This window comes from Mycobacterium sp. E735, from assembly GCF_001666955.1.
Lineage (GTDB): Bacteria > Actinomycetota > Actinomycetes > Mycobacteriales > Mycobacteriaceae > Mycobacterium.
Window position 1 is genome coordinate 18,804 of record NZ_LZIX01000196.1, and the last position, 24,231, is coordinate 43,034.

Annotated in this window: 27 protein-coding genes; 8 read left to right on the forward strand and 19 right to left on the reverse strand. The window is 65.2% G+C overall.

The window, feature by feature from the left end; translation table 11 throughout:
• Positions 1-3: 3 nt before the first annotated feature.
• On the reverse strand, positions 4-447 hold the full coding sequence (locus tag A5704_RS15565; protein WP_067753348.1) for an SRPBCC family protein: 444 nt from the start codon (positions 445-447) through the stop codon (positions 4-6).
• On the opposite strand from A5704_RS15565, the gene A5704_RS15570 reads away from it, so the two are divergent.
• Complete coding sequence (locus A5704_RS15570; RefSeq protein WP_369828464.1) at positions 446-2,191, forward strand: alpha-keto acid decarboxylase family protein; 1,746 nt, start codon at positions 446-448, stop codon at positions 2,189-2,191. The two genes, A5704_RS15565 and A5704_RS15570, sit on opposite strands and share 2 nt — an antisense overlap.
• Here A5704_RS15570 and A5704_RS15575 read toward each other — a convergent pair.
• The 5 genes from A5704_RS15575 to A5704_RS15595 form a co-directional block, all read right to left on the reverse strand.
• Positions 2,188-2,379: a bacterioferritin-associated ferredoxin gene (locus A5704_RS15575; RefSeq protein WP_067779277.1), complete on the reverse strand. Its 192-nt coding sequence runs from the start codon at positions 2,377-2,379 to the stop codon at positions 2,188-2,190. The genes A5704_RS15570 and A5704_RS15575 overlap by 4 nt on opposite strands.
• A 13-nt stretch (positions 2,380-2,392) precedes the next feature.
• On the reverse strand, positions 2,393-3,019 hold the full coding sequence (locus A5704_RS15580; RefSeq protein WP_067753345.1) for a fatty-acid--CoA ligase: 627 nt from the start codon (positions 3,017-3,019) through the stop codon (positions 2,393-2,395).
• Positions 3,016-4,419, reverse strand: coding sequence for a FadD3 family acyl-CoA ligase (locus tag A5704_RS15585; protein WP_067753420.1), 1,404 nt, complete (start codon positions 4,417-4,419; stop codon positions 3,016-3,018). Before A5704_RS15585 ends, A5704_RS15580 begins: the two co-directional genes overlap by 4 nt.
• Positions 4,420-4,460: 41 nt before the next feature.
• A complete protein-coding gene (locus tag A5704_RS15590) occupies positions 4,461-5,651 on the reverse strand; it encodes an amidohydrolase family protein (RefSeq protein ID WP_067779271.1) in 1,191 nt (396 codons plus the stop codon).
• A gap of 85 nt (positions 5,652-5,736) precedes the next feature.
• Positions 5,737-6,156, reverse strand: a complete 420-nt coding sequence (locus A5704_RS15595; RefSeq protein WP_369827084.1) for a lipoprotein LpqH — start codon at positions 6,154-6,156, stop codon at positions 5,737-5,739.
• Positions 6,157-6,270: 114 nt separating this feature from the next.
• Here A5704_RS15595 and A5704_RS15600 point away from each other — a divergent pair, with 114 nt between their 5' ends.
• Together A5704_RS15600 and A5704_RS15605 are read left to right on the forward strand one after the other, a co-directional pair.
• The gene (locus tag A5704_RS15600) at positions 6,271-7,017 is read left to right on the forward strand and encodes an enoyl-CoA hydratase/isomerase family protein (RefSeq protein WP_067753334.1); all 747 of its coding nucleotides are present in this window, start codon (positions 6,271-6,273) and stop codon (positions 7,015-7,017) included.
• A gap of 41 nt (positions 7,018-7,058) precedes the next feature.
• Positions 7,059-7,442 (forward strand): hypothetical protein, encoded by a 384-nt coding sequence (locus A5704_RS15605; protein WP_082954881.1) that lies wholly within the window; start codon positions 7,059-7,061, stop codon positions 7,440-7,442.
• On the opposite strand, the gene A5704_RS15610 is transcribed toward A5704_RS15605, so the two are convergent.
• Positions 7,358-8,068 carry a TetR/AcrR family transcriptional regulator gene (locus A5704_RS15610; RefSeq protein WP_067753328.1) on the reverse strand — a complete coding sequence of 237 codons (711 nt, stop codon included), beginning with the start codon at positions 8,066-8,068 and terminating at the stop codon, positions 7,358-7,360. The two genes, A5704_RS15605 and A5704_RS15610, sit on opposite strands and share 85 nt — an antisense overlap.
• A 205-nt stretch (positions 8,069-8,273) precedes the next feature.
• On the opposite strand from A5704_RS15610, the gene A5704_RS15615 reads away from it, so the two are divergent.
• A complete protein-coding gene (locus A5704_RS15615) occupies positions 8,274-9,566 on the forward strand; it encodes a cytochrome P450 (RefSeq protein ID WP_067753324.1) in 1,293 nt (430 codons plus the stop codon).
• A 1-nt stretch (position 9,567) separates the two neighbouring features.
• On the opposite strand, the gene A5704_RS15620 is transcribed toward A5704_RS15615, so the two are convergent.
• From A5704_RS15620 to A5704_RS15635, 4 genes are read right to left on the reverse strand one after another with little or no spacing between them, the layout of a single operon-like run.
• Positions 9,568-9,852 (reverse strand): cytochrome C oxidase subunit IV family protein, encoded by a 285-nt coding sequence (locus A5704_RS15620; protein ID WP_067779279.1) that lies wholly within the window; start codon positions 9,850-9,852, stop codon positions 9,568-9,570.
• Positions 9,852-10,448 carry a cytochrome c oxidase subunit 3 family protein gene (locus tag A5704_RS15625; RefSeq protein WP_067753321.1) on the reverse strand — a complete coding sequence of 199 codons (597 nt, stop codon included), beginning with the start codon at positions 10,446-10,448 and terminating at the stop codon, positions 9,852-9,854. The genes A5704_RS15620 and A5704_RS15625 overlap by 1 nt, the downstream gene beginning before the upstream one ends.
• The gene (locus A5704_RS15630; RefSeq protein ID WP_067753318.1) at positions 10,448-11,260 is read right to left on the reverse strand and encodes a hypothetical protein; all 813 of its coding nucleotides are present in this window, start codon (positions 11,258-11,260) and stop codon (positions 10,448-10,450) included. Before A5704_RS15630 ends, A5704_RS15625 begins: the two co-directional genes overlap by 1 nt.
• Positions 11,257-12,042: a hypothetical protein gene (locus A5704_RS15635; RefSeq protein WP_067753414.1), complete on the reverse strand. Its 786-nt coding sequence runs from the start codon at positions 12,040-12,042 to the stop codon at positions 11,257-11,259. Before A5704_RS15635 ends, A5704_RS15630 begins: the two co-directional genes overlap by 4 nt.
• A 94-nt stretch (positions 12,043-12,136) precedes the next feature.
• Between A5704_RS15635 and A5704_RS15640 the strand changes: the two genes are divergently transcribed.
• Positions 12,137-12,739, forward strand: a complete 603-nt coding sequence (locus A5704_RS15640; RefSeq protein ID WP_067753315.1) for a TetR/AcrR family transcriptional regulator — start codon at positions 12,137-12,139, stop codon at positions 12,737-12,739.
• Between the two features lie 5 nt (positions 12,740-12,744).
• Here A5704_RS15640 and A5704_RS15645 read toward each other — a convergent pair whose 3' ends face one another.
• Positions 12,745-13,128, reverse strand: coding sequence for a hypothetical protein (locus A5704_RS15645; RefSeq protein WP_197499169.1), 384 nt, complete (start codon positions 13,126-13,128; stop codon positions 12,745-12,747).
• A gap of 266 nt (positions 13,129-13,394) precedes the next feature.
• Here A5704_RS15645 and A5704_RS15650 point away from each other — a divergent pair, with 266 nt between their 5' ends.
• The 3 genes from A5704_RS15650 to A5704_RS15660 all read left to right on the forward strand — a co-directional run bounded on the left by A5704_RS15650 (position 13,395) and on the right by A5704_RS15660 (position 15,438).
• Positions 13,395-14,147: a hypothetical protein gene (locus tag A5704_RS15650; RefSeq protein ID WP_067889780.1), complete on the forward strand. Its 753-nt coding sequence runs from the start codon at positions 13,395-13,397 to the stop codon at positions 14,145-14,147.
• The gene (locus A5704_RS15655; protein ID WP_067784116.1) at positions 14,144-14,785 is read left to right on the forward strand and encodes a hypothetical protein; all 642 of its coding nucleotides are present in this window, start codon (positions 14,144-14,146) and stop codon (positions 14,783-14,785) included. The genes A5704_RS15650 and A5704_RS15655 overlap by 4 nt, the downstream gene beginning before the upstream one ends.
• A 131-nt stretch (positions 14,786-14,916) precedes the next feature.
• The gene (locus A5704_RS15660) at positions 14,917-15,438 is read left to right on the forward strand and encodes a hypothetical protein (RefSeq protein WP_067753308.1); all 522 of its coding nucleotides are present in this window, start codon (positions 14,917-14,919) and stop codon (positions 15,436-15,438) included.
• A 55-nt stretch (positions 15,439-15,493) separates the two neighbouring features.
• Here the strand turns inward: A5704_RS15660 and A5704_RS15665 are convergent, their stop codons facing one another.
• From A5704_RS15665 to A5704_RS15695, 7 genes are read right to left on the reverse strand one after another with little or no spacing between them, the layout of a single operon-like run.
• Positions 15,494-17,251, reverse strand: a complete 1,758-nt coding sequence (locus A5704_RS15665) for an MCE family protein (protein ID WP_067889765.1) — start codon at positions 17,249-17,251, stop codon at positions 15,494-15,496.
• The gene (locus A5704_RS15670; RefSeq protein WP_067889768.1) at positions 17,252-18,550 is read right to left on the reverse strand and encodes an MCE family protein; all 1,299 of its coding nucleotides are present in this window, start codon (positions 18,548-18,550) and stop codon (positions 17,252-17,254) included.
• Positions 18,547-19,962: an MCE family protein gene (locus A5704_RS15675; protein ID WP_067753300.1), complete on the reverse strand. Its 1,416-nt coding sequence runs from the start codon at positions 19,960-19,962 to the stop codon at positions 18,547-18,549. The genes A5704_RS15670 and A5704_RS15675 overlap by 4 nt, the downstream gene beginning before the upstream one ends.
• A complete protein-coding gene (locus A5704_RS15680; RefSeq protein WP_067753405.1) occupies positions 19,959-21,077 on the reverse strand; it encodes an MCE family protein in 1,119 nt (372 codons plus the stop codon). The genes A5704_RS15675 and A5704_RS15680 overlap by 4 nt, the downstream gene beginning before the upstream one ends.
• The gene (locus A5704_RS15685; protein WP_067753297.1) at positions 21,077-22,099 is read right to left on the reverse strand and encodes an MCE family protein; all 1,023 of its coding nucleotides are present in this window, start codon (positions 22,097-22,099) and stop codon (positions 21,077-21,079) included. Before A5704_RS15685 ends, A5704_RS15680 begins: the two co-directional genes overlap by 1 nt.
• Entirely contained in the window at positions 22,096-23,358 is a 1,263-nt protein-coding gene (locus A5704_RS15690) for an MCE family protein (RefSeq protein ID WP_067753290.1), read from the reverse strand. The genes A5704_RS15685 and A5704_RS15690 overlap by 4 nt, the downstream gene beginning before the upstream one ends.
• Before the next feature lie 19 nt (positions 23,359-23,377).
• Positions 23,378-24,223, reverse strand: coding sequence for an ABC transporter permease (locus A5704_RS15695; protein ID WP_067753287.1), 846 nt, complete (start codon positions 24,221-24,223; stop codon positions 23,378-23,380).
• Between the last annotated feature and the right edge of the window lie 8 nt (positions 24,224-24,231).

A 24,231-nucleotide genomic window follows, 5' to 3' on the forward strand; every position in this document is an offset into this window, starting at 1 on the left:
CGGCTACTTGCCCTTCTTCACTTTCAGTACCCGCTCGCGCAGCGCCTTGGTCGCGGAATCGATCGTCCCCTTCACCGCGCGCTTCAAGACGAAGCCGGGCAGTGGCACGTTCGGGTCCGCGAGAAGCTCGAACTTGACCAGGGTCGCGTCTCCCTGCGGTACCAGGGTGTACTTGCCGTCCTGCGCCTTCTGCTGCGAGGAGCTCACCAGCGTCCAGCTCACCGCGTCGGGCGCCCAGGTGTAGGCCACCACCTGTTCGTCGGTGATCCCGGCGACCTTCACCTTCATCTTCACTTGGCTGGGCCGCCCGTCGTCGCCGGTCGAGAGGACCTCGGCACTCTGATGGGGTTCGGACCATTCGGGCATCGCCTCGAAATCGGCGATGACGTCCAGGATCTCCTCCGGACTGGCTTCGATGACGATGTCACGGGATTCTTTGAGTGCCATGGCCCGCACGATACTGAAACGCCGTGCCCGCCGGAATGAATTCGACCGAGGTACCGTCGTGCTTGTGCCTGACAACCAGCCCGTCTACACCGTCGGTGACTACCTGTTGGACCGCCTCGCCGAACTCGGCGTCACCGAGATCTTCGGCGTTCCCGGTGACTACAACCTGGAGTTCCTCGACCACATCGTTGCCCACCCGACCATCCGCTGGGTGGGCAACGCCAACGAGCTGAACGCCGGCTACGCCGCCGACGGGTACGGCCGGCTGCGCGGAATGTCCGCGGTGGTAACGACTTTCGGCGTGGGCGAACTGTCGGCGGCCAACGCGATCGCGGGCAGCTATGCCGAGCAGGTGCCCGTCGTGCACATCGTCGGGGGCCCGTCCAAGGACGCGCAGGGCACCCGGCGCGCGCTACACCACTCGCTCGGCGACGGAGACTTCGAGCACTTCTTGCGCGTCAGTCGCGAGATCACCTGTGCCCAAGCCAACCTGATGCCCGCGACCGCCCGCCGCGAGATCGACCGGGTGCTGTCCGAGGTGCGCGAGCAGAAGCGGCCCGGGTACATCCTGCTGACCACCGACGTGGCCCGCTTCCCCACCGAACCGCCCGCGGACCCGCTGCCCCGCTACACCGGCGGCACCAGCCCGCGCGCGCTTTCACTGTTCGTTGAGGCCGCCGCCGAACTCATCGGTGACCACCAGCTGACGGTGCTGGCCGACTTGCTAGTGCACCGGTTGCAGGTGGTCAAAGAACTCGAGGCGTTGCTGGCGGCCGACGTGGTGCCCTACGCGACGCTGATGTGGGGTAAGAGCCTCCTCGACGAAAGCTCACCCCACTACTTGGGCATTTACGCCGGGTCTGCCAGCGTCCCGGCGGTGCGCACCGCGATCGAAGAGGCGCCGGTTCTGGTGACCGCCGGCGTGGTGTTCACCGACATGGTCAGCGGCTTCTTCAGCCAGCGGATCGACCCGGCGCGCACCATCGACGTCGCGCAGTACCAAACCACCGTGGCCGGTGAGGTCTTCGCTCCGCTGGAGATGGGCGCCGCGCTCGAGGCGTTGGCCACCATTTTGACCCGCCGCGCGATCACGTCGCCGCCCGTGGCGTCGCCGCCCGCCGAGGCCCTGCCCCCGCCACCGCCACGCGATCAACCGCTGACGCAGGAGATGCTGTGGGACCGCCTCTGCGTGGCCCTGACACCGGGCAACGTGGTCCTCGCCGACCAGGGCACCTCGTTCTACGGCATGGCCGACCACCGCCTGCCCCAGGGCGTGACGTTCATCGGCCAACCGCTTTGGGGCTCAATCGGATACACGCTGCCGGCGGCGCTGGGTGCCGGGGTGGCACATCCGGACCGGCGGACGGTGCTGCTGATCGGTGACGGTGCCGCGCAACTGACCGTCCAGGAGCTCGGCAACTTTTCGCGCGAAGGGCTGTCACCGGTCATCGTGGTGGTCAACAACGACGGCTACACCGTCGAACGGGCGATCCACGGGGAGACGGCGCCCTACAACGACATCGTGAACTGGAAATGGACCGACATCCCCAACGCGCTGGGCGTCGCCGATCACCTGGCGTTCCGGGTGCAGACGTACGGTGAGCTCGACGACGCCCTGGCGGCCGCCGCACAGCACCGGGACAGCATGGTGCTCGTCGAGGTGGTATTGCCGCGGCTCGAAATCCCGCCCCTGCTCGTCGAACTCGTCCAGCCGATGTCGCCGGACGGCAGCGTTCGCCGCTAAGACCGCGGCCGGGTGGCAGCGCCGTTCGGATCCGACGATCGCAGCATCGCCTGGACGGTTCGCCGGCAGCGCCCGCAGTCGGCGCCCGCCCCACAGGCTGCCGCGACCTCCTTGGTCGTGCAGGCCCCGGCTTCCACCGCCTCGGTCACCGTTTGGCTGGTGACTCCGTTACACAGGCAGACGAACATTCCGGCGGACCGCTCAGTCCGCCTCGATGCGCATCATGTTGGAGAATCGCCCGACGAAAACCGGCGGGTAGGGGCCCACCCCGGCGCCGCTCATCCACTCGGCCGCCGCGTCGGGGTGCTCGATCCACCGCCGCGCGCTCTCCTCGTCGGGCAACTCCGACATGATCAGCACCTCGTGCTCGTCGTCGAAGGCCTGGAAGATCCAGGTCTTACGGATGCCGGCCGCGACGAATCTGTCCCTGGCCGAGGCGACTTCGGCGGTGAGCGCCGACACGTCGTGGACGGAGGCGATGGCGGCGACCACGACGCCGGGCGCCTCCGGAGTCGCCGGGGCCTCCGGGACGAACCTGTCCACGATCTCGCCGGCGAAGACCGCGGGAATGTCGTCGACGCCGGCCGCGTCGAACCACTCGAAGAACACGCGCGAGCGCAGCAACTCGACGATCGGCTCGCGACTGTGGACTCCGATCATCACCAGCACCCGGCCGTAGTCATGCGTCGAGGTGTAGACCAGGACGTGGTGGGCGCCGATATCGGCCAGGGCCGCCTTCCTGCGCTCGAGCAGCGGCCATACCCGGCTGGGGTCGGGAACACGATAGTCCGACGCGATGACCATCGAATGAATGTCGCCGTCGCTCAACGAAGTTGATCCTTCATAACTTTCCCGGTCGCATTGAGCGGCAGCTCGTCGAGAAACGCGATGGATCTCGGCGCTTTGAAACCAGCCATCCGCTCCCGGCACCATATCAACAGGTCATCCTCGGAAACCTGGGTTTTCGCCACCACGAAGGCCTTGCCGACCTGGCCCAGGCGATCGTCGGGAACCCCGATCACGGCGGCCTGCGCCACCGCCGGGTGCTCCAGCAGGTAGCCCTCGATCTCCGCCGGGTAGGCGTTGAACCCGCCCACGATGAACATGTCCTTCTTGCGCCCGTCGATCCGCAGCCGGCCCGCCGCATCGAGGCGGCCCAAATCGCCGGTGTGCAACCACCCGTCCGGATCGATCGCCTCGGCGGTGCCCGCCGGGTCGTCGAGGTATCCCTGCATGACGCCGTAGCCGCGGACCAGCACCTCGCCATCGCCGGCGATGCGCACCTCGACCCCGTCGCAGGGCACACCCGCGGTGGTGGCGACGTCCTCGAACGAATCCCCGGGCAGGGACAGCGTGACGTTGCCCGCCTCGGTGAGGCCGTATCCGGTCATCAGCGTCTGGAACGGCAATTCGTCATGGATGCGACGGACCAGCTCGACGGGGATGTCGGCGGCGCCGGTCACGCCGGCGCGCAGGGTCGACAGCTTGGACTTGTCGGCGACGGTCAGCAGCGAGTGGTAGAGCGTCGGCGGCCCGGGAAGCATCGTGATCCGTTCGCGGGCAATCAATTCCACCACGGCGTCGACGTCGAACACCGGCACCGGCAGCATCGTCGCGCCCCGCAGGAATGACGTGATCAGCCCGGCCTTGAGGCCAAAGGTGTGGAAGTAGGGGTTGATCTGCAAGTAACGATCACCCTGGCGCAGATCCGCGAGCGTCGCCCATTCCTCGTACATCCGCAGCGTCTGCCGATGGTTCATCATGGCGCCCTTCGGGCGGCCGGTCGTGCCCGAGGTGAAGATGATGTCGGCGATGTCGCTGCCGTTCACCGCCCGCTCGAACGGTGCACCGCTGGCGAGGAAGTCGGACTTCAGGTCGATGACGGGCGTCCCCGCGGGCGCGGTGTAGTCCTGGCCCAGAAAGCCCTTCTGGACCAGGACGGCCTTGACCTTGCTGCGGGCGATGATGTCGCCCGCTTCGTCCGGCTTGAACCGAGTGTTGACCGGCACCAGCACACCGCCCGCGGTGAGCAGCCCGAAGGCCGCGATGATCCATTCCGCGGAATTCGGCGCCCAGACCGCGACACGATCGCCCTTGTCGACGCCCAGCTCGGCGAAAGCGCCTGCTGCGCAACGGATTCTGTCGACGATCTCGGTGAAGGTGAAGCGCAGCGGACCGTCGACGACCGCTTCCGCGTCGCCGAAGCGGTCCGCCGCGCTCGAGACCATCGCGGGGATGGTCTCCCAATGCTGGCCGGCCGGCGCGCCAGTCACACCGTGACGAGCCGACCGAGGTTGCCACCCATGATCTTCGCCTGGTCGTCGACGGACAGGTGCGACAGCGCGTTGACGTAGAACGTCGGCTCCGCAAGCCCCTCCGGGTGCGGCCAGTCCGAGCCGTACAGCACCTGATCCACCCCGACGAGGCTGATCAGGTCGTCGATGCCGTCCTCGAAGAACGGGCTGACGTGGATCCGGTTCTTGACCATCTCGACGGGGTCGCTCGGGAACGCCTCCGGCGCCTTGCGGAAGACCTCGGCGAGGCCGTCGAGCAGCGGGGTCATCCACTTCGAACCCGCCTCGACGATCGCGACCTTCAGCTTGGGGTGGCGATAGAGCGCGCCGTGGATCACCCACGAGCCCACCGCATCCTGGATCGGCCGCCACTCGTTGAGGATGCCCATCGCGTTGGTCTGGAACGGCAGCATTTCCTGTTCGGCCCCGTCCCACTCGGAGGTGTAGCGGGAGTAGCCGCTGTCGCTGGAATGCATGCCGACCAGGACGTCGTGCTCGACGACGCGCTCCCAGAACGGGTCGAACTCCGGCAGGGCGAACGACCGGGGGCCGCGGAAGCCGGGGACCGGAGCCGGGCGCACCAGAATGCAGCGGGCACCGCGCTTGACCGCCCATTCCAGCTCCTCGATCGCCTTCTCGACGATCGGCAGGGTGATGACCGGCGTGGTGAAGATGCGGTTCTGGTAGTTGAACCCCCAGACGTCGTCGAGCCACTCGTTCAGCGCGTGGACCAGGACGTGGATGGCGACCGGGTCGTCGCGCAGCCGCTCCTCGAGCAGGCTGGCCAGCGTCGGGAACATCAGGGTGCGGTCCAGACCCAGCTCGTTCATCTTCTCCAGCCGCGGGCCGGGTTCGAAGAACGCCGGAATCGCGCGCATCGGCTCGCCGAACAGTTCGCGCTTGGATTTGCCCTCCGGGTTGCCGTACTTGAAGTACTCCTCCCAGGCGCCCGGCCGGGCGACGACCTCGAAGGTCGGGTTGGGGATGTAGTTGCTGATGTGGCCGCGGATCGCGATCTTCGTCCGCCCGTTGACCTGCACGTACTGGACGTAGTCCTGGTACGCCTTGGGCAGGTATTTGGTCAGCGCCTCCGGCGGCTCGTAGAGGTGGTTGTCCGCGTCAAAGATCGGGAACGGGACGTCTTCACGATGCGACAACTGGCCCATGGAATCCTCCTTCTTGATTTACGAGAATACTATTCTCTACGGGCGTCGAATCGCAACGCCGCCCGCCGATTGCGGTTCCGAGCGGTCAGCAGGTGACGACGATTTTGAACGTCGCGGTGGCCGGCTCACCGGGTTTGTCGGTCTTGTAGCCGTTGGCGGTGCCGCTGACGGTGAACTTGTCACCGGTAACGCTCAGGTCGGCGTTGCCGCCGTCGCCCCGGGAGTACATCCCGCTGAACCCGCCCAGGTTCTGGATGCGGACGGACTCGGCGGACGCGGGTTGCGCGTTTTCGTCGATGACGATCTTGGCGCCGGCGAAGTTGCCGCCGATGTCGATCGTCCGGGTCCACTGCAACTGGCCGCACTTCACGATGTGGAAGGTCCGGTCGTTACCGTCGACCGTCACCGAGGCGGTGCTGGAGATCTGGGTCGACGGTCGCGACGCGCAACCCGCAACTGCGGCGACGGCCAGTGCCGCCGCGACCGTGGCCACGCTTCGATCCAGCACCGAGCACCCCTGTCTTCGTTGACGATAGCCCTTCGGCCTGCGACGACGATGTTATTCTCGCACCGAGAGAATGCCAATATCGTGCATTTTCATCCGAGGAGTGAATGACGCATGGTGGACCTGGAGATCGACGACGGGTTGGCGGTGCTGACCATCGATCGCCCGCAAGCGCGCAATGCCATCGCGCTGGACACCATGCAGCAGCTGGAGAAGGCGCTCGACGCGGCGGCGGGCGCCAAAGCCTTGGTGATCAAGGGCGCGGGTGATCGGGCCTTCGTATCCGGCGGCGACCTCAAGGAGCTGCGCGCACTGCGGACGGAAGAGGATGCCGCGGCGATGGCCAAGCGGATGCGAGCGATATGCGACCAATTGGCCAGCTTCCCGGCGCCGGTGATCGCCGCGCTGAATGGCCACGCCTTCGGCGGCGGCGCCGAAGTCGCGGTCGCCGCCGACATCCGGCTGGCGGCCGACGACGTCAAGATCGCCTTCAACCAGGTGGAGCTGGAGATCATGCCGGCCTGGGGCGGCGCCGAGCGGCTGGCCGCGCTCGTCGGCAAGAGCAGGGCGCTGTTGCTGGCCGGCACCGGAACCGCCCTCACGGCGGCCGAGGCGCAACGAGTCGGCCTGGTCGATCGGGTGCTGCCGCGCGCGGAGTTCGACGCGGGATGGCAATCCGTCGCCAGGTCGTTGGCCCGGCACCCGGCGACCGAGATAAAGCGCGTAATCAGCGGGGTTTCGGCCGACGAAGCGATAGCATCCTTTGCGCGGCTGTGGGTCGCCGACGCACACTGGCGGGCCGCGGAGCGGGTCATGAACCGCACCACGAGTGCGGGACGGGCGGCTGGAGGAGCGAGATGACGGGCAGACGATTGGGCGTGGGCGCAGCGACCCTGTCGGCGTTGCTGGTTGGTGCGACCGGCTCGGTCGTGAGCGCCGCGCACGCCGTCGCCGACCCGGTGATGCATCACGTCAAGTACACCGTCACCGCGCAGAATCCGATCTACACCGACATCTACTACCTGGACCACCAGCCGGAGAAGTTCTCCGACTACAGCCACAACCCCTACTCGTTCACGCCGCACGTCGATGTCGATCTCGGCCCGGGCAAACCGTGGAGCTTCGACCTGGACATGTCGAACCCCGATGACTACGCGATGGTCGTGGCGAGCACGGGCACCGAGCCCGGCACGCCGGGGCTTCACTGTGATCTGGCGGTGGACGGGGCCGTCGTCGTGTCCAAGGACGGCCCCAAAGGCGTGCTCTGCTCGCTGCGCAACTGGTGAACTACCCAGGTCGGCGGGACATCCTCGATCGGTCGCGGCTCGCCCTCTAGGCGACGCAGGTATTGCTCGACCAACTCCACGGTCTCGGCGTGACCGCCGGACATGCCGATCGCCTGCTCAAGCACCAGCATGCGCGACAAACTGGTCATCAACACCGTCCAGACCACCGCCGGCACGTCCTCGTTGCCCGCGCCGTAACGCTGCAACGCGGCGGCCACCGCTTTGCGCTGCTCCTCGCGGAAACGTTCGGCGTAGTAGGCGATTTCGGCCCGCATGTCTTTGCGATGATTGGCCAACGCCATGAATTCCATCGAAATCCGGGTGAAGCCCGGATCGGTGCCGAACCGCCAGAGCGCCCACAAGGGTTGCGGCGATTGCAGCAGCTGGGCCTGCGCCTGCAGTCCTTCGTCGGCGCGGCGGCGGAAGACCTCCAGAAACAGCTCCTCCATGGTGCGGAAGTAGTAGTGCACCAACTGCGGTTTCAGCCCCGCCTTGTTCGCGAGGCGGCGTGACGTCACGGCGGCATAGCCCTCTTCGAGCATCAGCTGCTCGGCCGCGTCGAGCAGCAGGCCGCGATTCTTCGCGTCCGGCGCCCCGATCCGGCGGGCCGCAGAAGCAGATGTCATGCCGTCACTCCATGCTCTCGAGATTCCGGTGTCGACCTAGTCAAATCGTAGCCAGGTCATCGCTCTGCCCCGGCGTTGCGATCTTGACCCTGACATTACCGCCATGCTAAGCAGGTGCTCAGCACATTTCGGTTTCGAGATCGCGCGGCCCCATGCCCCTGCCGCCGAACACAGCCGGTAATCCAAGCCAGGGAGACGCAATCCGATGAGCGATTACGAGTCGATCGACTTCTTCACCGACCCGTCTCTGGTGCCCGATCCGCACCCCTACTTCGATTACCTGCGCAGCCAGAACCCGGTGTTGCGGCTGCCGCACTATGGCGTCGTCGCGGTCACGGGCTACGACGAAGCCTGCGAGATCTACAAGGATCCCGACACGTTCTCCAACATCGTCGCGCTGGGCGGCCCGTTCCCGCCGCTGCCGTTCACGCCCGAAGGCGACGACATCAGCGCCCAGATCGATGCGCACCGCAGCTCCTTCCCCATGTTCGAGCACATGGTCACCATGGATCCGCCGGACCACACCAAGGCCCGGTCCGTGCTGGCCAAGCTGCTGACCCCCAGCCGGCTGAAGCACAACGAGGAGTTCATGTGGCGCCTGGCCGACCGGCAGCTCGACGAGTTCCTGCAGAACGGCGAGTGCGAGTTCATCGCCGAATACTCAAAGCCGTTCGCCACCTTGGTGATCGCCGACCTGCTCGGCGTGCCCGAGGAAGACCACAAGGAGTTCCGCTCCGTCCTCGGTGCCGATAGGCCCGGTCGAGTGGGCGCCCTCGACCACGAGTCGGTCGGCATCAACCCGCTGGAGTGGCTCGACGACAAGTTCTGCAACTACATCGAGGACCGGCGGCGCGAGCCGCGTAACGACGTGTTGACCTCGCTCGCCTCGGCGAAGTATCCGGACGGGTCGACGCCCCCGGTGATCGAGGTGGTCCGCTCGGCGACGTTCCTGTTCGCCGCGGGCCAGGAGACGACGGCCAAGCTGCTCAGCGCGGCACTTCAGGTGCTCGGTGACCGACCGGACATCCAGCAGGAGCTGCGCGAGGACCGCAGCCTGATCCCGGGGTTCATCGAGGAATCGTTACGGATGGACAGCCCCGTCAAGAGCGACTCGCGGCTGGCCCGCAAGGCCACCACCGTCGGGGGTGTCGACATCCCCGCCGGCACGGTGGTGATGATCCTGCCGGGCGCCGCGAACCGCGACCCGCGTCGGTTCTCCAACCCGCACGAATTCGACCTGCGCCGCAAGAACGTTCGCGAGCACATGGCGTTCGCCCGGGGTGTCCACTCCTGTCCGGGCGGTCCGCTCGCCCGAGTCGAGGGCCGCGTTTCGATCGAACGCATCCTGGACCGGATGCCGCACATCGAGATCGACGAAGCCCATCACGGCCCGGCCGCCGAGCGTCGCTACACCTACGAGCCGACGTACATCCTGCGCGGCCTGAGCGAACTCCACCTCACGTTCACCACCGCGGACGCGGTCGCGGTCGCGGGCTGAATCAGAGGTACAAGCCGACGAAGTAACAGCTGAGCAGGGCGACGCCCATCAGCAGCACCCACGCGTCCGTAAGCCGGCACAGCAGCACGGGAGCGTTGCGCACCTCCATGAACTCTCGAAAAATGATGCGCACCTTGACAAGTGCGATCACGATGACGCTCGACGTCACCACCGCGCTGGATCTCAGCGATCCGCCCGCGGAATGGTCTAGCCACAGATAGGTCAGCGTCAGCGACGCCAGGATCAGCCACACCACCAGCAGCCGTTTGTTGAATTTGATTCCGATCACCTCACCACATACAGCAACGCGAAGATGAGTACCCACAGGAAATCGACGGTGTGCCAGTAGGTCGCGCAGGTTTCGACGAGCTGCTGAGATTCCCGCGTTTCGTGGGCTTTTCGCGCCTTCCCGCGAAGTTGGTAGACGATGACGCCGAGGGCGACGAAACCGATCAGCAGGTGTACGAAGTGGATGCCGGTGAGGAAGAAATAATAGGTGAAAAAATCGTTGCTGCCCAAACCGTTACCCGTGCCGACCAGTCGGGCCCACTCGAAGACCTTGCCGAGCAGGAAGACCACCGCGAACCCCGCCGTGATGAACGCGTCCCGCAGTGCCGCCGGGTAGGCGCCGGCGCGGGCGGACTGGACACACCGCGCCACCGACCACGAGCTCAGGAGCAGGACAAGGGTGTTGAATACCCCGATGCGCAGGTCGAGGTGCGCCTGCGACTGCAGAAACAGCTCGGGATCGCGAGCCCGGGAGAACAGATAGAAGCCGAAATACGCTGTGAAGACCAGTGTCTCGAACAGCACGAAGGCCCACATGTCGGGTTGACCGGGCACGAATCTGGATCGTTGGTTCTCGTCGGCCACCTCGGTCATCAGGCAGCTGCCTCTTTTGCCGGCAGCTTGGGCAGTGGTCCGGTACCGAAGTCTTCGCGGCGGATCATTTGAAATAGCATCACGATGAAAGTGACTTGGTAGACGCCGAATACGACCATGTCCAGCCACCAGGCAATCTCGCCGTCCCACGCGAACACGCCGCGCCGGAAGATCCAGCACGGTGCCACCACCACCTCGGTCAGCGCGTTGCACAGGTTCAAATACCCGAACCACTTGGGGAACACCCGATTCTTGTCGAGCAGGATGGCGACCATCCAGATCAGCGAGCCGATCAGGAACACCCCCATGGTGCCGTCGAAGGACAAGAAGGCGAAGTCGTACAGCCAGCCGATCGCCTCGGGGTCGCGCTCGGGTCGCAGGGTGCCGACGATCAGCGCGATGTTGAGCAGCAGCATGCCGGGAACAGCGCTGAGCGAATAGATGAGCAGATATGAATACGCGAAGGCGCGGCTGACCGACATGCGCCGCATCGAGTACGCGATGATCGCATTGTTGAACGCGATCATGCCGCTGATCGCGAAGATGATGCCGAAGCCGACCGGTATCCCAAGATGGCGCTCGGAGAACCAGTGCGCCTGCGTGGCGAGATCCCAGGTGGGCTCCGGCGGGGGCTGGACCTGCGCCACGATGAAGAACATCGGGAAAAAGATGGTGTAGAACACCATCAGGGCCCCCCACGCCAACCACAGTTCTCGCTTGGGGTTATGCCTGATGTGCCAGCGGATTCGCTCGGGCAGCGAGCCCGCGGGGGGTGGGGCCGGGGAAGTCGGCGGTGTGATCACCGCGCTCATGCGCCAACCAATTCGCCTGCGGGCCCGTGGTTCTCGGCGCGCTCGCGATATAGGGCACGCGCCAGGACAACGCCCATCACGACGATCCAGACGGCGATCGCAGCGTTTTTCACCCAGAACGACAGGAAGCCGTCCCACGCCAGCGGCCCGGTCAACGAGACGCCGACGAACGCGGCGGGGACCAATGCGGCTGCCACCAGAAGGTTGAAGTAAGCCACCCAGCGACCGAAGACCGGGCGCGGCTGATCATCGAAATAGATTGCCAGGGCGAGGATCACGCTCTGGCCGATCAGGAAAGGAACCAGGATCGTGAAGGTGATCCAGCCGAAGTCGTTGAGCAGCTGGGTCAGCCCGGGGCTGCGTTCCGGACGAAAGGCGGCCAGTAACCAGCAGACGTTGGCGACGAGGAAGAGGGTCGGGCCGCCGGCCGCACAACCCAGCATCGCGTAGGAGAAGATCGGCGTCCGGTGCGCCATCCGGCGGATCTGCAGCACGATCAGGGCCAGGATCGGGATCAGGCATACGCCGAACCAGTTGAACACGATCATGCTGTACCGGATCTCCGGCAGGTGGGCCGGATCGCGATAGAACGCGGCGACCTGTTCCGCGGACATCGACGGTGACATCGGCGGGTTGAAACCCGGGAAGAGAAGGAACGAGGTGATCCACAGGATCAGGGCCGCGGGCAGAGTCCACAGCAGGATCAGCTCACCGTCGGTCCGCCGCTGCGCGGCCCGCGTCCTCCCCCGGCCCGGTGCATCGCCCCCGTCGGCGTCGGACATCTGCACCCCTCCCGAAATCGGCTACACACACGGCTCGTCAGCGAAGCTAGCCGATCGGCTAGCTTCGGTCAAGGGCATCGTCTAGTCTCGGTGCGTGGGAACAGCGCGGCAACACCTCACCGGCGAGCAATTCTGGCTGATCGAGCACAGCCCGGCCCGGACGCGGGTACTCGATGCCGCGCTGGATCTGTTCGCTATGCACGGTGTCAGCGGCACGTCGCTGCAGATGATCGCCGACGCCGTCGGCATCACGAAAGCTGCTGTCTACCATCAGTTCCGGACCAAAGAGCAGATCGTCATCGCCGTGACCGAGCGCGAGCTCGGCCGGCTCGAGCCGGCACTCGAGGAGGCCGAAGCGTACGACGACGGCCCGCAAGCGCGAGATGCCTTGCTGGTCCGCGTGATTGAGATGGCCGTCCGTGACCGCCGGCTGGTGCGCACGCTGCAATTCGATCCCGTCGTAGTCCGATTGCTGGCCGAACACAAGCCGTTTCAGCTCTTCATGGACCGCCTGTACCGGGTGCTGCTCAGCGATGCCGGTCTGGACGGACGGATCGAAGCGGCCATGTTCTCCGGCGCGCTCAGCACCGCCGTCATGCATCCGCTGGTCGCCGACATCGACGACGACACATTGCTCGACCGGGTCACCGATTTGAGCCGACGCCTGCTGGGTCTGCCACGGGAAGGCCGCGGCTGACGCGGCTACGTGTCAGCGCGGACCCAACTGGCTATGCCGTCGTGAGCAATACAAATCAGGAACAAACCGTCAGGTGCCTGCGCGACGTAGTTCAGGTAGTTCTGGCAGTTTGCGTTCTCCTCCTTGACCCCCGCCATCGGAGGTGAGCGGAACCAACGCGGCTGGTACCTCCTCGGCGAGCCGCAGAACATCAAGCGTCCGGGCTCCGAGGCGAACGAGACATAACCGTCGGCGACGCCGAAGGCGTAATAGGAGGTGTTGTCACACGGCGCACCTAGAACCTGATGCGGCATGATCCCCGGGGTGCAGGCGGGGTAGTCGCAGACCGTCGGCCCCGCGAAGGATGGCGGCGCCGCCAGCAGGCCGGCGCCGACCAACGCGGCTGCCATCGCCACGATGAATCGCACCCAATTACTTTGCCACACCCGAAAAGAAAATTCTCCTGCTTGGAGAAGATCACTTCGGGCAACCGGGGGTGGGCGCCAGGCCGTCTCGAACGCCGCTCCGCGCGCCTCCCGGGGGGAGCAGTTCCGCATGTCAGGGGCACAACCCAGCCGTCCGGTGAAGGCGTTGACCCCAGGTCGGAGTGATAAGCTTCCTCCCCGTGCACGATCCGGTGGGACCCGACACCGACGATTGTGGTGACCCGAGGGATATGACCGATCCCGACGAGCCGCGGTCAAACGCAGGGGCTGAGAGCGGCGACGTAGCGGCCGCATCCGGAGAGCATCCGGAAGAAGACGAAGTTGCCAAGGCTGAAGCGCGCGCCGCGGCGGCTCGGGCGCGCCTGGAGAGCCTGCGCGGGGCAGCCGAAACCGAGGACGCGGGGGACGACGCCCACGACGTCGAGCAGCGATCCGCGACGTCCACGCGGAAACGGCTACGTTTGCCGCGACGACCCAGGCGGCCACGGTGGCTACGGCGCCCAGGGCGGAAGACTGTAGCCGCCGGCATCGGCATCGTTCTCTTCTCCACTTCTCTCGCCGCGAGCGGCTACATGCTGTGGCAGCATCACACCGCGTTGCATAATCGCCAACTCGCCGCGGAGTTCAGTGCAGCCGCCCGGCAAGGGATTACGGCCTTCATGTCGATTGACCCCGATCACGCCAAGGAGAGTGTCCAGCGCGCCATCGATGCCTCCACGGGCGACCAGAAGGACCAGCTCTCCGTGCTGTCGCCCCTGATGGTCAAGAGGGCCGAGGAGACTAAGGTCGGCGCCAAGGTCACCATCGAAGCCGTCGCCGTCCAGTCGTTTAGCGACAATTCCGGAGTCGTGCTTGTGGCGGCGAAAACCGATCCCATTGGGCCAGATACCGCCAAACCGCCGCCCGCCCTGTTTCGGCTCAGCGTCAATATGGACCGCGACGGCGGCCAGCTCAAGATGTCGAAAGTTGAATTCGTGCGATGACTGTCGAACCCGGCTCGCCGCCGGACGGGACCGGAAAGGCGATTGACGGCGCCCATACTTCGCCCGACGGCGAGGACGGACTGGCGCGCGCTGGAGTGGGACCGGCGCGCTTGCACCGGCTGGCGGAGATCGGGCGCCGGGGCCGCCGGTATGCGGCGAGGTGGCGTTCGATCGTCGCGACAACGTTGGTTATTGCCGCACTGGGAGTCGCTGGCGGCGTGTACTTCATCGTGTACCGGCCGGATCAGCAGGTCGACGATGTGGCGGCGCACCGGGCGATCCAGGCGGCGTCAGATGGCGCCGTGGCGGTGTTGTCGTATTCCTATGACCATTTGAACCGCGATTTCACCAACGCGAAGTCACATCTCACCGGTGACCTTCTGAGGTATTACAGCAAATTCAGCGACGATGTCGTCGCGCCGACGGCGCAGAAGGGACAGCTGACGGCCTCTGCCAAGGTGATTCGGGCCGCAATCTCGGAATTGCATCCCGATTCGGCCGTCGTGCTGGTTTTCGTCGACCAGACGACGAAAAGCGAGCAAAAGAAGGATCCTGAGAACACGCAGAGCAGCGTCCTGGTCACGCTGTGGAAAGTCAACGGCTCCTGGCTGATCGCGAAATTCGACCCCTCCGGATGAGCGCGGCTGATCTTGCCCTAACCGTTAACCGGCGGCCCGAAGCGGTGTAACGTCATCGCTCAAGAGCGCCGCAACCGACGGCGAAAAGGTGCCACAGGCACTCTCGGATTACCCGGTTCGAGGAGCAGCCGATGCGTCCAGCCAAAACACTCAGCACTGCAACGCTGGTGGCTCTCACCGCCTTCGGCGGTCTGAGCACTGCGCCCACGGCCAAGGCTATAACCAAGGAAGACGTGGCGATCAATGGGACTTACCGTGCCACGTCCATCGGCGACTGGGCCCAGAGAAATGACCAGTACTTCGGCGAACCGACGGTCTACCAAGTATGGACCATCAACTCGACGTGCGAAACCACCCAGGAGTGCCATGGCACGGTCACGAGCGACCAGGGTTGGAGCGCGCCCATGTATATGAACGATGGCCAGATGTGGAAGGTGAAACGCGAAGTGCCGAACTGGGAGCGGTGCGAAGACGGTACCGCGTTCCCCGGGATGCAGGCCTTCTTTTTCTACCCGGTGAATGACAATGGTGGATTCCAACTCGGGTCGCGCGTCTTCTCGGGCAAGGACAAGACCGTCGGCCCAAGCGGCGCCTGCGGGCAGAACAATTGGCTTGATATCACGATGCCGTTGCGCCTGGACCAGCTCTCCTGACCGGGCGGTCGTAGCCGCAGGCCAGCCCTGCCGACCGCTTCATGTCGGGGCGAATTCAGGTGGGAAGCATGTCCTTCCACGTCCTGGGCGCTTTCGGAGCAACGAGGTCCGACTGCTGATACAGCTTCCCATCCGGGCCGACATAACGACCGGTGCGCGGATCGTACTTTGCCACCACGACCGAGGGCGCGGGTTTGGATGCGTTGGCTCCGAACGAGCTTGGCGCAGCCTGGGGTCCTCCGCCGCCAGCTGTGTCTGCAGGTGCCGAATCGGAAGGAACGGGTGGGGCCGGCGGCGGTGCCGGCGCAGCGGGCGGTGCGGGAAGCTCTCCCGGCGCAGGGACGTCGAGTGGCGCGAAGGGCGGAAGGTCCGCCGACATTCTCGACATGGGCGCCAGCGCAGGGGGTCCGGACGAAGGCATGGGCGGTACAGCAGCTCCCACCGTGCCCGGTGGGGGATTTTCACCCCGGGGCCCCGCGGGTGCGCCGCGCGGCACCGCCCCAGGCGGCAGCGGCGTTCCCTCGACTGGGCCGAAAATCCTGTCGTTGGTGGTGATCCGGTCATCGGGCGGGACGCCCTGGGCTAGTAGATTCGGATCCAGCGGATAGGGACCGAGGGCGTGCTGGCGCATCGCCAGCGGCATGAACGGCTTGTCGCTGTTACAGATTTCGACGGTCGGCGCCCGCTTACCCGGGTGACCCATGCAGGGGTAGTTGCGGGCGCCGCGAACCGCGATCGGTGAATCCTGCGGGAGTTTGCAATACAACCCGTCCGGTGTGTCCATGTCGGTGAGGTCGTCCGGGGATCGCCATGTGTTGGGCGGCATGAAGCCGACCGTGCAGATGGGTGGATCCTCGACCGTGGCTGCGAAGTCACCGTAAGCCCTACCGTCGGGGTGGTTCTCACCCGCAGCGGCCTGCTCGATCGCGACGCCCGACGGAAGCAATACGAGCAGCTGCTCGAGCGAGGGATGGTAGGTGACGCCGATCTGGCCGATGGTGGTGAGGTTGGCAAGCAACACCGGCAGTGTCGGTTTGATTTGTTCGAAAAGCCGGGAGGCTTCGTTCGCAGTCTCCGGACCCGTTTGCAGGATGGTGCGGAAGTGAGAATCGTTGGTCACCAGCGTATCCGAAATGCCCGCGAAGCTGCGCGCCCACGTTCTTATCGAATCGAGGGTGCGCGCCTGGGTGTCCAGCAGCGGCCCGGTGTCTTCGGTGAGGGCCCGGGTGCGATCGACCACGCCGTTGGCGTCGCGGGACAACGTCTGTGAGGAGTCGAGCAGTGACCCCAGGTCGTAACCGGAACCGTTGAAGCCCTGGAACGACTCGTCGAGTAATTGGCCGAGTTTGGTCTTCGGGATGCTCTGGACCAACGCATTGACCTGCTCGAGCATTGGGGCGACCGGTTGCGGAATTGTCGTGTCGCGCATGGCAATAACCGAGCCGTCGTGCAGGTAGGGCGGCGAGTCGTTTCTGGGCCGAAGGTCCACGTACTGTTCACCCACCGCGGAGACACTGAGCACCTCGGCGGTCAAGTCCGCGGGGACCTTGGGTGAAGTGCTAAGCGACAGCGTCGCTTTGGCGCCGGTCGGTGTCAAACCCACGGCGGTGACCTTGCCGAGCTGAACTCCACGATAGGTCACGTTGGAGAACCGATAGAGGCCGCCGGTGGCCGGCAGCTCCAGCGTCACCGTCATCCGACCGATGCCCAGTAGCGTCGGCGCTTGGATGTAGAACAGGACCATCGCGATCACGCCAATGGTCCCGGCGATCGCGAAGATCGCCAGCTGGATCCGAACGAAGCGCGTCAGCATCTATCCACCGGCTCCCGTTCCAGGCGCCTCTGCGGGCGCCGGCGTCTGACCAGGACCCGCGTCGGGCGGCGAGGCCGCAGCCGGCGGAGGTCCGGGTAGCGGTCCATAATTGCCCGGCCCCGGCCCCGGTCCCGGTACCGCACCCGGCGGTGGCGGGGGCAGCGGTAAGGCATCGGGATCGATCCACGGCGGCCGTAGCGGGTTATGCAGCGGATCGAGTGTGTAATTCAGGCGATACGGGTCCCCGGGCACCGGCGGCTCGGGCATATCCAGCTGTCCCCAGTGGGTGCCTAGCAACAAGCCCCTCTTAAGCCGGGGAATCGTCAGGTCGAAGTCGAAATGCAGGTTGAAGAAGTCGCCTCGGACCGCTCGGTCGACAAAGTTCTGCGTGAACGGGAACACGAACGACCCCGCGATGGCCGCGCCGAACTCCGGTCCGACGTCGGCGAGCGCCTTGATGGTCGGCTCCAGGTTTTTGAGGTTCGTGACGAGATCGGCCTGGGCATCGTTGACCAGTCTGTTGGCGGTGTTGCTGAACACACGGAGGTGGTCCAGCGCGGCCGTCAGACGAGGCCGCTCCCTGGTCAACACCTCGAGCGCCGGCGGTATTTTACGCAGCGCATCGGTAAGAACGTCGCGTTGGTCGGCGAACGTTGCCGACAGCCGATTCAGCGCCTGGATGGAGGCGACGATGTCGTCGCGCTGGTCGTCCAAAGTCCCGACGAACGTGTCCAGGCGGGTAATCAAATCACGCACGGCGCCCTCGTGCCCGGACAGGGCGGCCGAGAAGTTGTGGATGACCTCCCCGATCTGTCCCAGTCCACCGCCGTTGACGACCGCGCCCAGCGACGACAGCGTCTGCTCGGTCGACGGGTAGGCCGATGACCGACTCAGCGGGATGGTGGCGCCCGGCTGCAGCCGTCCGCTTCCCTGCTGACCCGGCGGAGTATTGAGCTCCACATGCATCGAGCCCAGCAGGCTCGTCTGACCGACGGTGGCCACCACATTGGCTGGGACCACCACATCGCGCTTGACCGAGATCTCGACGTCCGCGTGCCAGCCTTGCACCTTCATCGCACCGACACTGCCGACGACGACGTCATCGATCATCACCGGCGAATTCGACTCCATCGTACCGACATTCGGGAGTTCGACGTGGTAGATGTTGGCCCCTGGCCCGCGTCCGACCGCGCCGGGTAGCGGTAGCGAATTCAGGCCGTGAAATGCGCATCCCGTGGCCGTCACCACCACGCAACAGCCGGTGGCGAATACCCGCTTGGCCGCAACCCGTGCGCTCATTGTTGTGGCCCTCCGTCTGGCAGCAGCATGCCCGACACGCTGGGCGCCGGCGGTGGTGGCGGTGTCGAAGGCGGGGGCGGCAGCGGCATCGCCGCGCCCGGTATCCGCTCCGGCGGCACCGCCCCCGGGGGGCCGACCGGATCGCCCGGCAGCCCGGTGTAGGCCGACACCGCGGGCGGAATCTCGGGCGGTCCGGGTTTCGGACCCTCGCCGCCGGGCGCCAGGCGCTGTTCGGTGTAGAGAACCTTGGACGGGTCAATCGACTTGTGTAGGAACGGGTTGATGGGAATGGGCGAGTTATTCCAGTTGGTCTGCCGCAGTCCGGGTCCGAGGAACAGCGAGCACAGCTTGCCGGATTCGACCGCCGTGATGTTCTCGATGGCGCCGATTTGCGTGCAGCCCGGTACGGACAGCAGAACCTGACCGCCCCATGTCGGATTCGCCGCATTCATGAGCCCGAATCCTCCGATGATGGTTCCGGTGTCGGCGTTGTAGTCGTTGAAGAAGTTGCCGAACGCGTTCGGCGCCGCGTGCAGGATGTTTTCCAGGGCCATGTGGTGATCGACCAGGTTCTGCGTGACATCGGCCAGCCTGGCGATTTGCTCGCTGGTCTGGTTGCGAGTCCCGGCGATGAATCGCTGCACCTCGCCGACCGCCGTCGACAGATCGGTCAGAGCCGCGTCCAGTTCGGATTTGCTGTCATTGACCACACTGGTGAGCGTGGCCAGGCGGTCATTGAACTGCACGAGCTGGACGTTGCTGTCGCGCAGGGCGCCGACAAAGGTCTGCAGGTTTTTGATGATGTCGACGATGTTGCCGCTGCCGTTGGCGAGGATCCGGCCCACGCCCGACAATTGACCGAGCGTCTGGCGCAGCTTGTCGCCGTTGCCGTCGAGCGCATTGGCGGCGCTGTCGATGAATCGGCCCACCGACGTGCCCGATACCCCGCTCTTGGGCCCCAAATCCGTTGCCAGCCGCATCAACTGGGTTTTGACCTCGTCCCACTCAACCGGCACCGCGGTCCGTTCGACCGGGATGACCGCCCCGTCGCGCATCACCGGCCCACTGTCGCGGTAAGCCGGCGTGAGCTGGACGTAGCGGGCAGCCACCAGATTCGGGGCGACGATAACGGCCTTCGCGTCGGCCGGGATGGGCACGCCGCGGTCGACCGTGAGGACCATCTTGGCCTGGGTGCCTTGCGGCGCAATGGACTTGATGCTGCCGACTTTGACGCCCGAGACCCGTACCTCGTCATGGGGATAGATCGCGGTGGCGGTGGTGAAGTAGGCGGTGATCGTTCGTGGGCCGAAAAACGTATTACGGACGAGCACGGCGGCGGCGGCAATTGTCAGCCCGACCAAGACAACCGCCGTGACGGCCGCCAGCCGCTTGCGCGGAATCCGGGAGGTCATTGTGATCCCCCGATCCGTCCGCCCAACGTGCAGCCAGGGCACTGCGGAATGGAGTTGTACGGCCAGGGGGTCAGCGCCCGAGGTACCGGTGACGGGAAGCCCGGACCCTTTGAAGTATCGAAGGTGCGGAATCCCCAGAGGTAGTCGAAGAACTCCTGGAAAAGTTGCGGGACAAGGAAGTTCGGGACGAACGCCTGGTAGGCGTACATACCGGCGATGGCCTCACCGACCGTGATCTGGAATTTGGCGAGGCCCGGAAGGGCTTTGCCGATGTTGTCGCGGTTCTTTTCCAAGACCGCGAGGACCCTGTTCAGCCTCTCCAGCGTTGGCGCCAAGGTGCTTTCGTTGTCGTGCACCAATGCCGTCAGCTGCTTGGCCACTGCCGAGGTGTTGGCCAGCAGGTCCACGATCTCTTGCCGGCGTGCGACCAGCACCTGGAGCAGGGAATCGGAGTTGAGGATGAGCTTGTTGACCTGCATGCTGCGTTCGGAAAGTATCCCGGTGACGTCGCCGGCGCTTTTGAATAACTCGCCCAGGTTCTTGTTACGGCTGTTGAGGGTTCGCGATAGCCGGGTGAGCGCGTCGAAGGCCGGCCCCATTTGGGGTGCGATCTGGTCGAGCGTTGCCGCCAGCGTGTCCAACGATTGATTCAGCGCGGCGGTGTTGGTGCCGGCCGTATCCGACGTGAAGTCGCTGACCGCTTCCGTCAGCGAGTACGGAGAAGAGGTGCGCGAGACGGGAATGAGAGCCATCGGGTGCATCGTGCCGGTGCCGGCGGACTCCACCGTCAGCATGCGCTCGCCGAGCAGTGTGCCCGTGCGGATGTGGGCGGACGTTTCCGAGCCGAGCAGGACGTTGCCCTTCATCGCGAACGTCACGAGAGCGTCGCCGTGCCGCAGCTTCACGTCCGACACCGTGCCGACCTTAATCCCCGACACGATTACCGGATTGCCCTTCGCTAGGCCGCCGGCTTCGGTGAACAGCGCCTGGTACCTGACCATCGTCGCCCATTGGATGAATCGGTCGGGTGACAGGCCGACCAGGATGACCATCACCGCCAGGATGACGCCGATGAAGCCAGGCTTGACGAGCTGAGCTCCGCGATACTTGAGCATCAGGGTTCCGTGCACCTTCCTGCATCTGAACGATAGATGTTGGCGCGCACTGTCTTGCCCTGAAGATCTGTGCCGCGGATCCCGAACTGGCAGAGGTAGTACGGGATGGTGGCGCCGTTCACGCCGAGCCGGACCAGCTTGCGGTAGTTCTTCGGCGCCTTCTGAAGTGCGCCGTCGAGGCGGTCCTTGTCGTTATCGAGAATCGGCGCCAGCCGATTCAGCTGAGCTACTGTGCCAGACAGCGGCGGGCGGGCCTCGGCAAGCAGATCCGCCAACGACGCGGTTCCCTTGTCCAAGGCGTCGATGGCGGAGCCGATCGTGTCGCGGTCATTCGACAGGCCGCTGACAAGCTGCTCGAGTCGATCGATCGTGCCAGAGAACTGTTTGCCGTCTTTGGAGACCGTGCCGATCACGATGTTGAGGTTGTCGATCAGTTGCTGCACGGTTTGATCGTTGTCGGCCAGAGCGTTTGAGAACGACGTCGTCTTGGCGAACAGCGAGTCGAGGGTCCCGCCCTGCCCCTGGAAAACTTGTAACAATCCCGCGGTCAACGCGTTGACGTCGCGCGCATTCAGGCCTTGGGTGACGGGTTTGAGTCCACCGAGTAGCAGATCGAGGTCTAGCGCTGGCGCCGTCCGGTTGACCGGGATCTGCCCGCCGGCCGGCAGCCGCTTGGTCGAGCCCGGGCCATCGACGAGTTCGAGGTAGCGATCGCCCACCAGGTTCAGGTAGCGGACCGCCGCCCTGGAGCCCTCCGTCAAGACGATGTTGCGGTCGACGTCGAACTTCACCACGACTTTCTTGTCCGGCTGCAGAGAGACGCCGTTGACGGTGCCGACCCGGATCCCGGCGACCCGCACCGACTGCCCCGGCTTGAGACGCGAAACATCGGTGAACACCGCCGAATACCCATTCGTCGCACCCGTCCGGTACTGGCCGAAGATGAAGAACAGGAAGGCGGTCAGCGTCGCCATCACGACCGCGAAGATCGTGAATTTGACCAGCGTGGCGCGTGTTCTCATCCCGGTTGTCCGATCTGGGCAGAGTTGCGCGGCGGTCCGGCGATCGGTCCGTACAGCAGCTGTTTGAGCAGATCGGAATTGATCATCAGCTGCGGATTCCCGTACACCACCGGGTCCGCGCCGATGTCGGCAATCAGCTGCGGGGGACTCGTATTGAACGGCAGCGACGGCAGACCCACGCAGCGCGGACCGCCCGTCGCCGCAACCTTGGGCAGGTTCGTCGGATACCGATAACGTTCGGCACCCCAGACGAGACTCGCCGAGATGTTGATACTGGGTTCCGACAGTGGCGCCGCGTGCGATAGGCGTACGAGTCCGCCAAAAGCGCAGGTAAGCGCGGGGTTGTACTCATTGGTCAGATCGGTGGTTGGCACCAACAGATGCATGACGTCCGTCAGCGGTTGGCGGTTCGTCGACAGGACGTCGTTGCCGATGTCGGCCAAGCCGATCGTGCTGATCAGCAACGCATCAAGGTTGTGCTGCTCATCGACAATCGTCTTGCTGATTCGGGTCGCGTTGGCCGCGGTCTTCACCAGGTCGGGTGCCGCGTCGGCATAGGCGTTGGCTACCGCCGGTAAGACCGAGAAGTCATGACGGAACGCGGGCAGGCTCGGCTCCAGTTTGGCCAGGAACGAATCCAGGTCGCTCAGCGACTGACCAAGCTGTGGGCCCCGCCCGCTGAACGCTTGGGCGAGGGCGCCCAGTGACTCGTTGAGCTTGGGCGGGTCGATGTGGCTGAGCACCGAAACCAGTTGCTGGAACACGGTATTGATTTCGACCATGACGTGCTGGCCTTGCAGCGTCTGGCCCCCGTGCAGACGCTGGGCCGCGGGCTGGGCGGGCTCCACCAGCTGGACGGACTTCGCGCCGAACACCGTCGACGACGCGATGTCGACGAGCACGTTGCTGGGGATGAAGCGCAATTGCGACGGGTCCATCGCCAGATGAATGGCGGCCTCGCCGTTGGGCAGCGGCTCGATCGAGGAGACCTTGCCCACCTGCACGCCGCGCATCTTGACCTTGGCGTCGGGATTCATGACAAGGCCGGCTCGTTGCGAGATCACCGTCACCGGCACGGTTTCGGTGAAGGAGCCCTGAAACAGACCGACCGCCACGGCGAAAATCAAGCCAATGATGAGAACCGTGGCCAACCCGATCAGGGGCGGCAGGTAATGCCTTCCGGCCGGCGGACGCGCATGGCCGGTGCGCACAGGTCGGCCGGCGACCGCGCCGCGACCCGCTGGCACACTCTGCGTCATTGCCGTACCACCTCCTTTGCTAACCGGACAGGTTGAAGTTGCCGTTCGTACCGTAAATAGACAGCGAAACCAACAGCGTTACCGACACCACGACGATGAGCGAGGTGCGCACCGCGTTGCCGGTGGCGTTGCCCACGCCGGCAGGGCCACCCGAAGCGAAATAGCCGTAATAGGTGTGGATGAGCAGGATGGTGAGCGCCATCAAGATGGCCTGCAGGAACGACCACAACAGGTCGATCGGGTTCAGGAACGTGTTGAAGTAGTGCTGGTACAAACCCTGCGACTGTCCGAGCAAGAACGTCGTGGTGAACTGACTGGCCACGAACGACAGGATGACGGCGATGCTGTACAACGGCGTGATGGCCAGCATTCCCGCCAGAATCCTGGTGCTCACCAAGTAGGCGACCGGCCGAATCGCCATGCTCTCCAACGCGTCGACTTCCTCGTTGATCCGCATGGCACCCAGCTGGGCGGTCACCCCGGCGCCGAAGGTGGCCGCCAGCCCGATTCCGGCCACCACCGGTGCCGCGATGCGCACGTTGATGAACGCCGCCAGAAAGCCCGTCAGCGCCTCGATGCCGATGTTGCCCAGCGAGGTGTAGCCCTGAATCGCCAATGTGCCGCCGGCCGCCAGCGTCAGGAACCCGACGATTACCACGGTTCCGCCGATCATCGCCAAAGTTCCCGCGCCCATGCTGATCTCGGCGACCAGTCGCACGACTTCGCGCGTGTACCGGGTGGCCGCAAAGGGCATCCCGGCAAGCGCTTTGCCATAGAACAGGGTGTGGTCGCCGATCCGGCCCATCAAGGCGACCGGCCGCTCGAGCTGACGGAACAGTCGCGGATACGTGGCCCTCAGCGCCATTGACAGCC

What these genes read in the sequence shown, in the direction of transcription:
- A5704_RS15570 (WP_369828464.1), top strand. Translation starts at nt 446, where the DNA reads ATGGCCCGCACGATACTGAAACGCCGTGCCCGCCGGAATGAATTCGAC.
- A5704_RS15565 (WP_067753348.1), bottom strand. Translation starts at nt 447, where the DNA reads ATGGCACTCAAAGAATCCCGTGACATCGTCATCGAAGCCAGTCCGGAG.
- A5704_RS15575 (WP_067779277.1), bottom strand. Translation starts at nt 2,379, where the DNA reads ATGTTCGTCTGCCTGTGTAACGGAGTCACCAGCCAAACGGTGACCGAG.
- A5704_RS15585 (WP_067753420.1), bottom strand. Translation starts at nt 4,419, where the DNA reads ATGGTCTCGAGCGCGGCGGACCGCTTCGGCGACGCGGAAGCGGTCGTC.
- A5704_RS15590 (WP_067779271.1), bottom strand. Translation starts at nt 5,651, where the DNA reads ATGGGCCAGTTGTCGCATCGTGAAGACGTCCCGTTCCCGATCTTTGAC.
- A5704_RS15600 (WP_067753334.1), top strand. Translation starts at nt 6,271, where the DNA reads ATGGTGGACCTGGAGATCGACGACGGGTTGGCGGTGCTGACCATCGAT.
- A5704_RS15610 (WP_067753328.1), bottom strand. Translation starts at nt 8,068, where the DNA reads ATGACATCTGCTTCTGCGGCCCGCCGGATCGGGGCGCCGGACGCGAAG.
- A5704_RS15615 (WP_067753324.1), top strand. Translation starts at nt 8,274, where the DNA reads ATGAGCGATTACGAGTCGATCGACTTCTTCACCGACCCGTCTCTGGTG.
- A5704_RS15625 (WP_067753321.1), bottom strand. Translation starts at nt 10,448, where the DNA reads ATGACCGAGGTGGCCGACGAGAACCAACGATCCAGATTCGTGCCCGGT.
- A5704_RS15630 (WP_067753318.1), bottom strand. Translation starts at nt 11,260, where the DNA reads ATGAGCGCGGTGATCACACCGCCGACTTCCCCGGCCCCACCCCCCGCG.
- A5704_RS15635 (WP_067753414.1), bottom strand. Translation starts at nt 12,042, where the DNA reads ATGTCCGACGCCGACGGGGGCGATGCACCGGGCCGGGGGAGGACGCGG.
- A5704_RS15645 (WP_197499169.1), bottom strand. Translation starts at nt 13,128, where the DNA reads ATGGCAGCCGCGTTGGTCGGCGCCGGCCTGCTGGCGGCGCCGCCATCC.
- A5704_RS15650 (WP_067889780.1), top strand. Translation starts at nt 13,395, where the DNA reads ATGACCGATCCCGACGAGCCGCGGTCAAACGCAGGGGCTGAGAGCGGC.
- A5704_RS15655 (WP_067784116.1), top strand. Translation starts at nt 14,144, where the DNA reads ATGACTGTCGAACCCGGCTCGCCGCCGGACGGGACCGGAAAGGCGATT.
- A5704_RS15660 (WP_067753308.1), top strand. Translation starts at nt 14,917, where the DNA reads ATGCGTCCAGCCAAAACACTCAGCACTGCAACGCTGGTGGCTCTCACC.
- A5704_RS15665 (WP_067889765.1), bottom strand. Translation starts at nt 17,251, where the DNA reads ATGCTGACGCGCTTCGTTCGGATCCAGCTGGCGATCTTCGCGATCGCC.
- A5704_RS15670 (WP_067889768.1), bottom strand. Translation starts at nt 18,550, where the DNA reads ATGAGCGCACGGGTTGCGGCCAAGCGGGTATTCGCCACCGGCTGTTGC.
- A5704_RS15675 (WP_067753300.1), bottom strand. Translation starts at nt 19,962, where the DNA reads ATGACCTCCCGGATTCCGCGCAAGCGGCTGGCGGCCGTCACGGCGGTT.
- A5704_RS15680 (WP_067753405.1), bottom strand. Translation starts at nt 21,077, where the DNA reads ATGCTCAAGTATCGCGGAGCTCAGCTCGTCAAGCCTGGCTTCATCGGC.
- A5704_RS15685 (WP_067753297.1), bottom strand. Translation starts at nt 22,099, where the DNA reads ATGAGAACACGCGCCACGCTGGTCAAATTCACGATCTTCGCGGTCGTG.
- A5704_RS15690 (WP_067753290.1), bottom strand. Translation starts at nt 23,358, where the DNA reads ATGACGCAGAGTGTGCCAGCGGGTCGCGGCGCGGTCGCCGGCCGACCT.
- A5704_RS15695 (WP_067753287.1), bottom strand. Translation starts at nt 24,223, where the DNA reads ATGGCGCTGAGGGCCACGTATCCGCGACTGTTCCGTCAGCTCGAGCGG.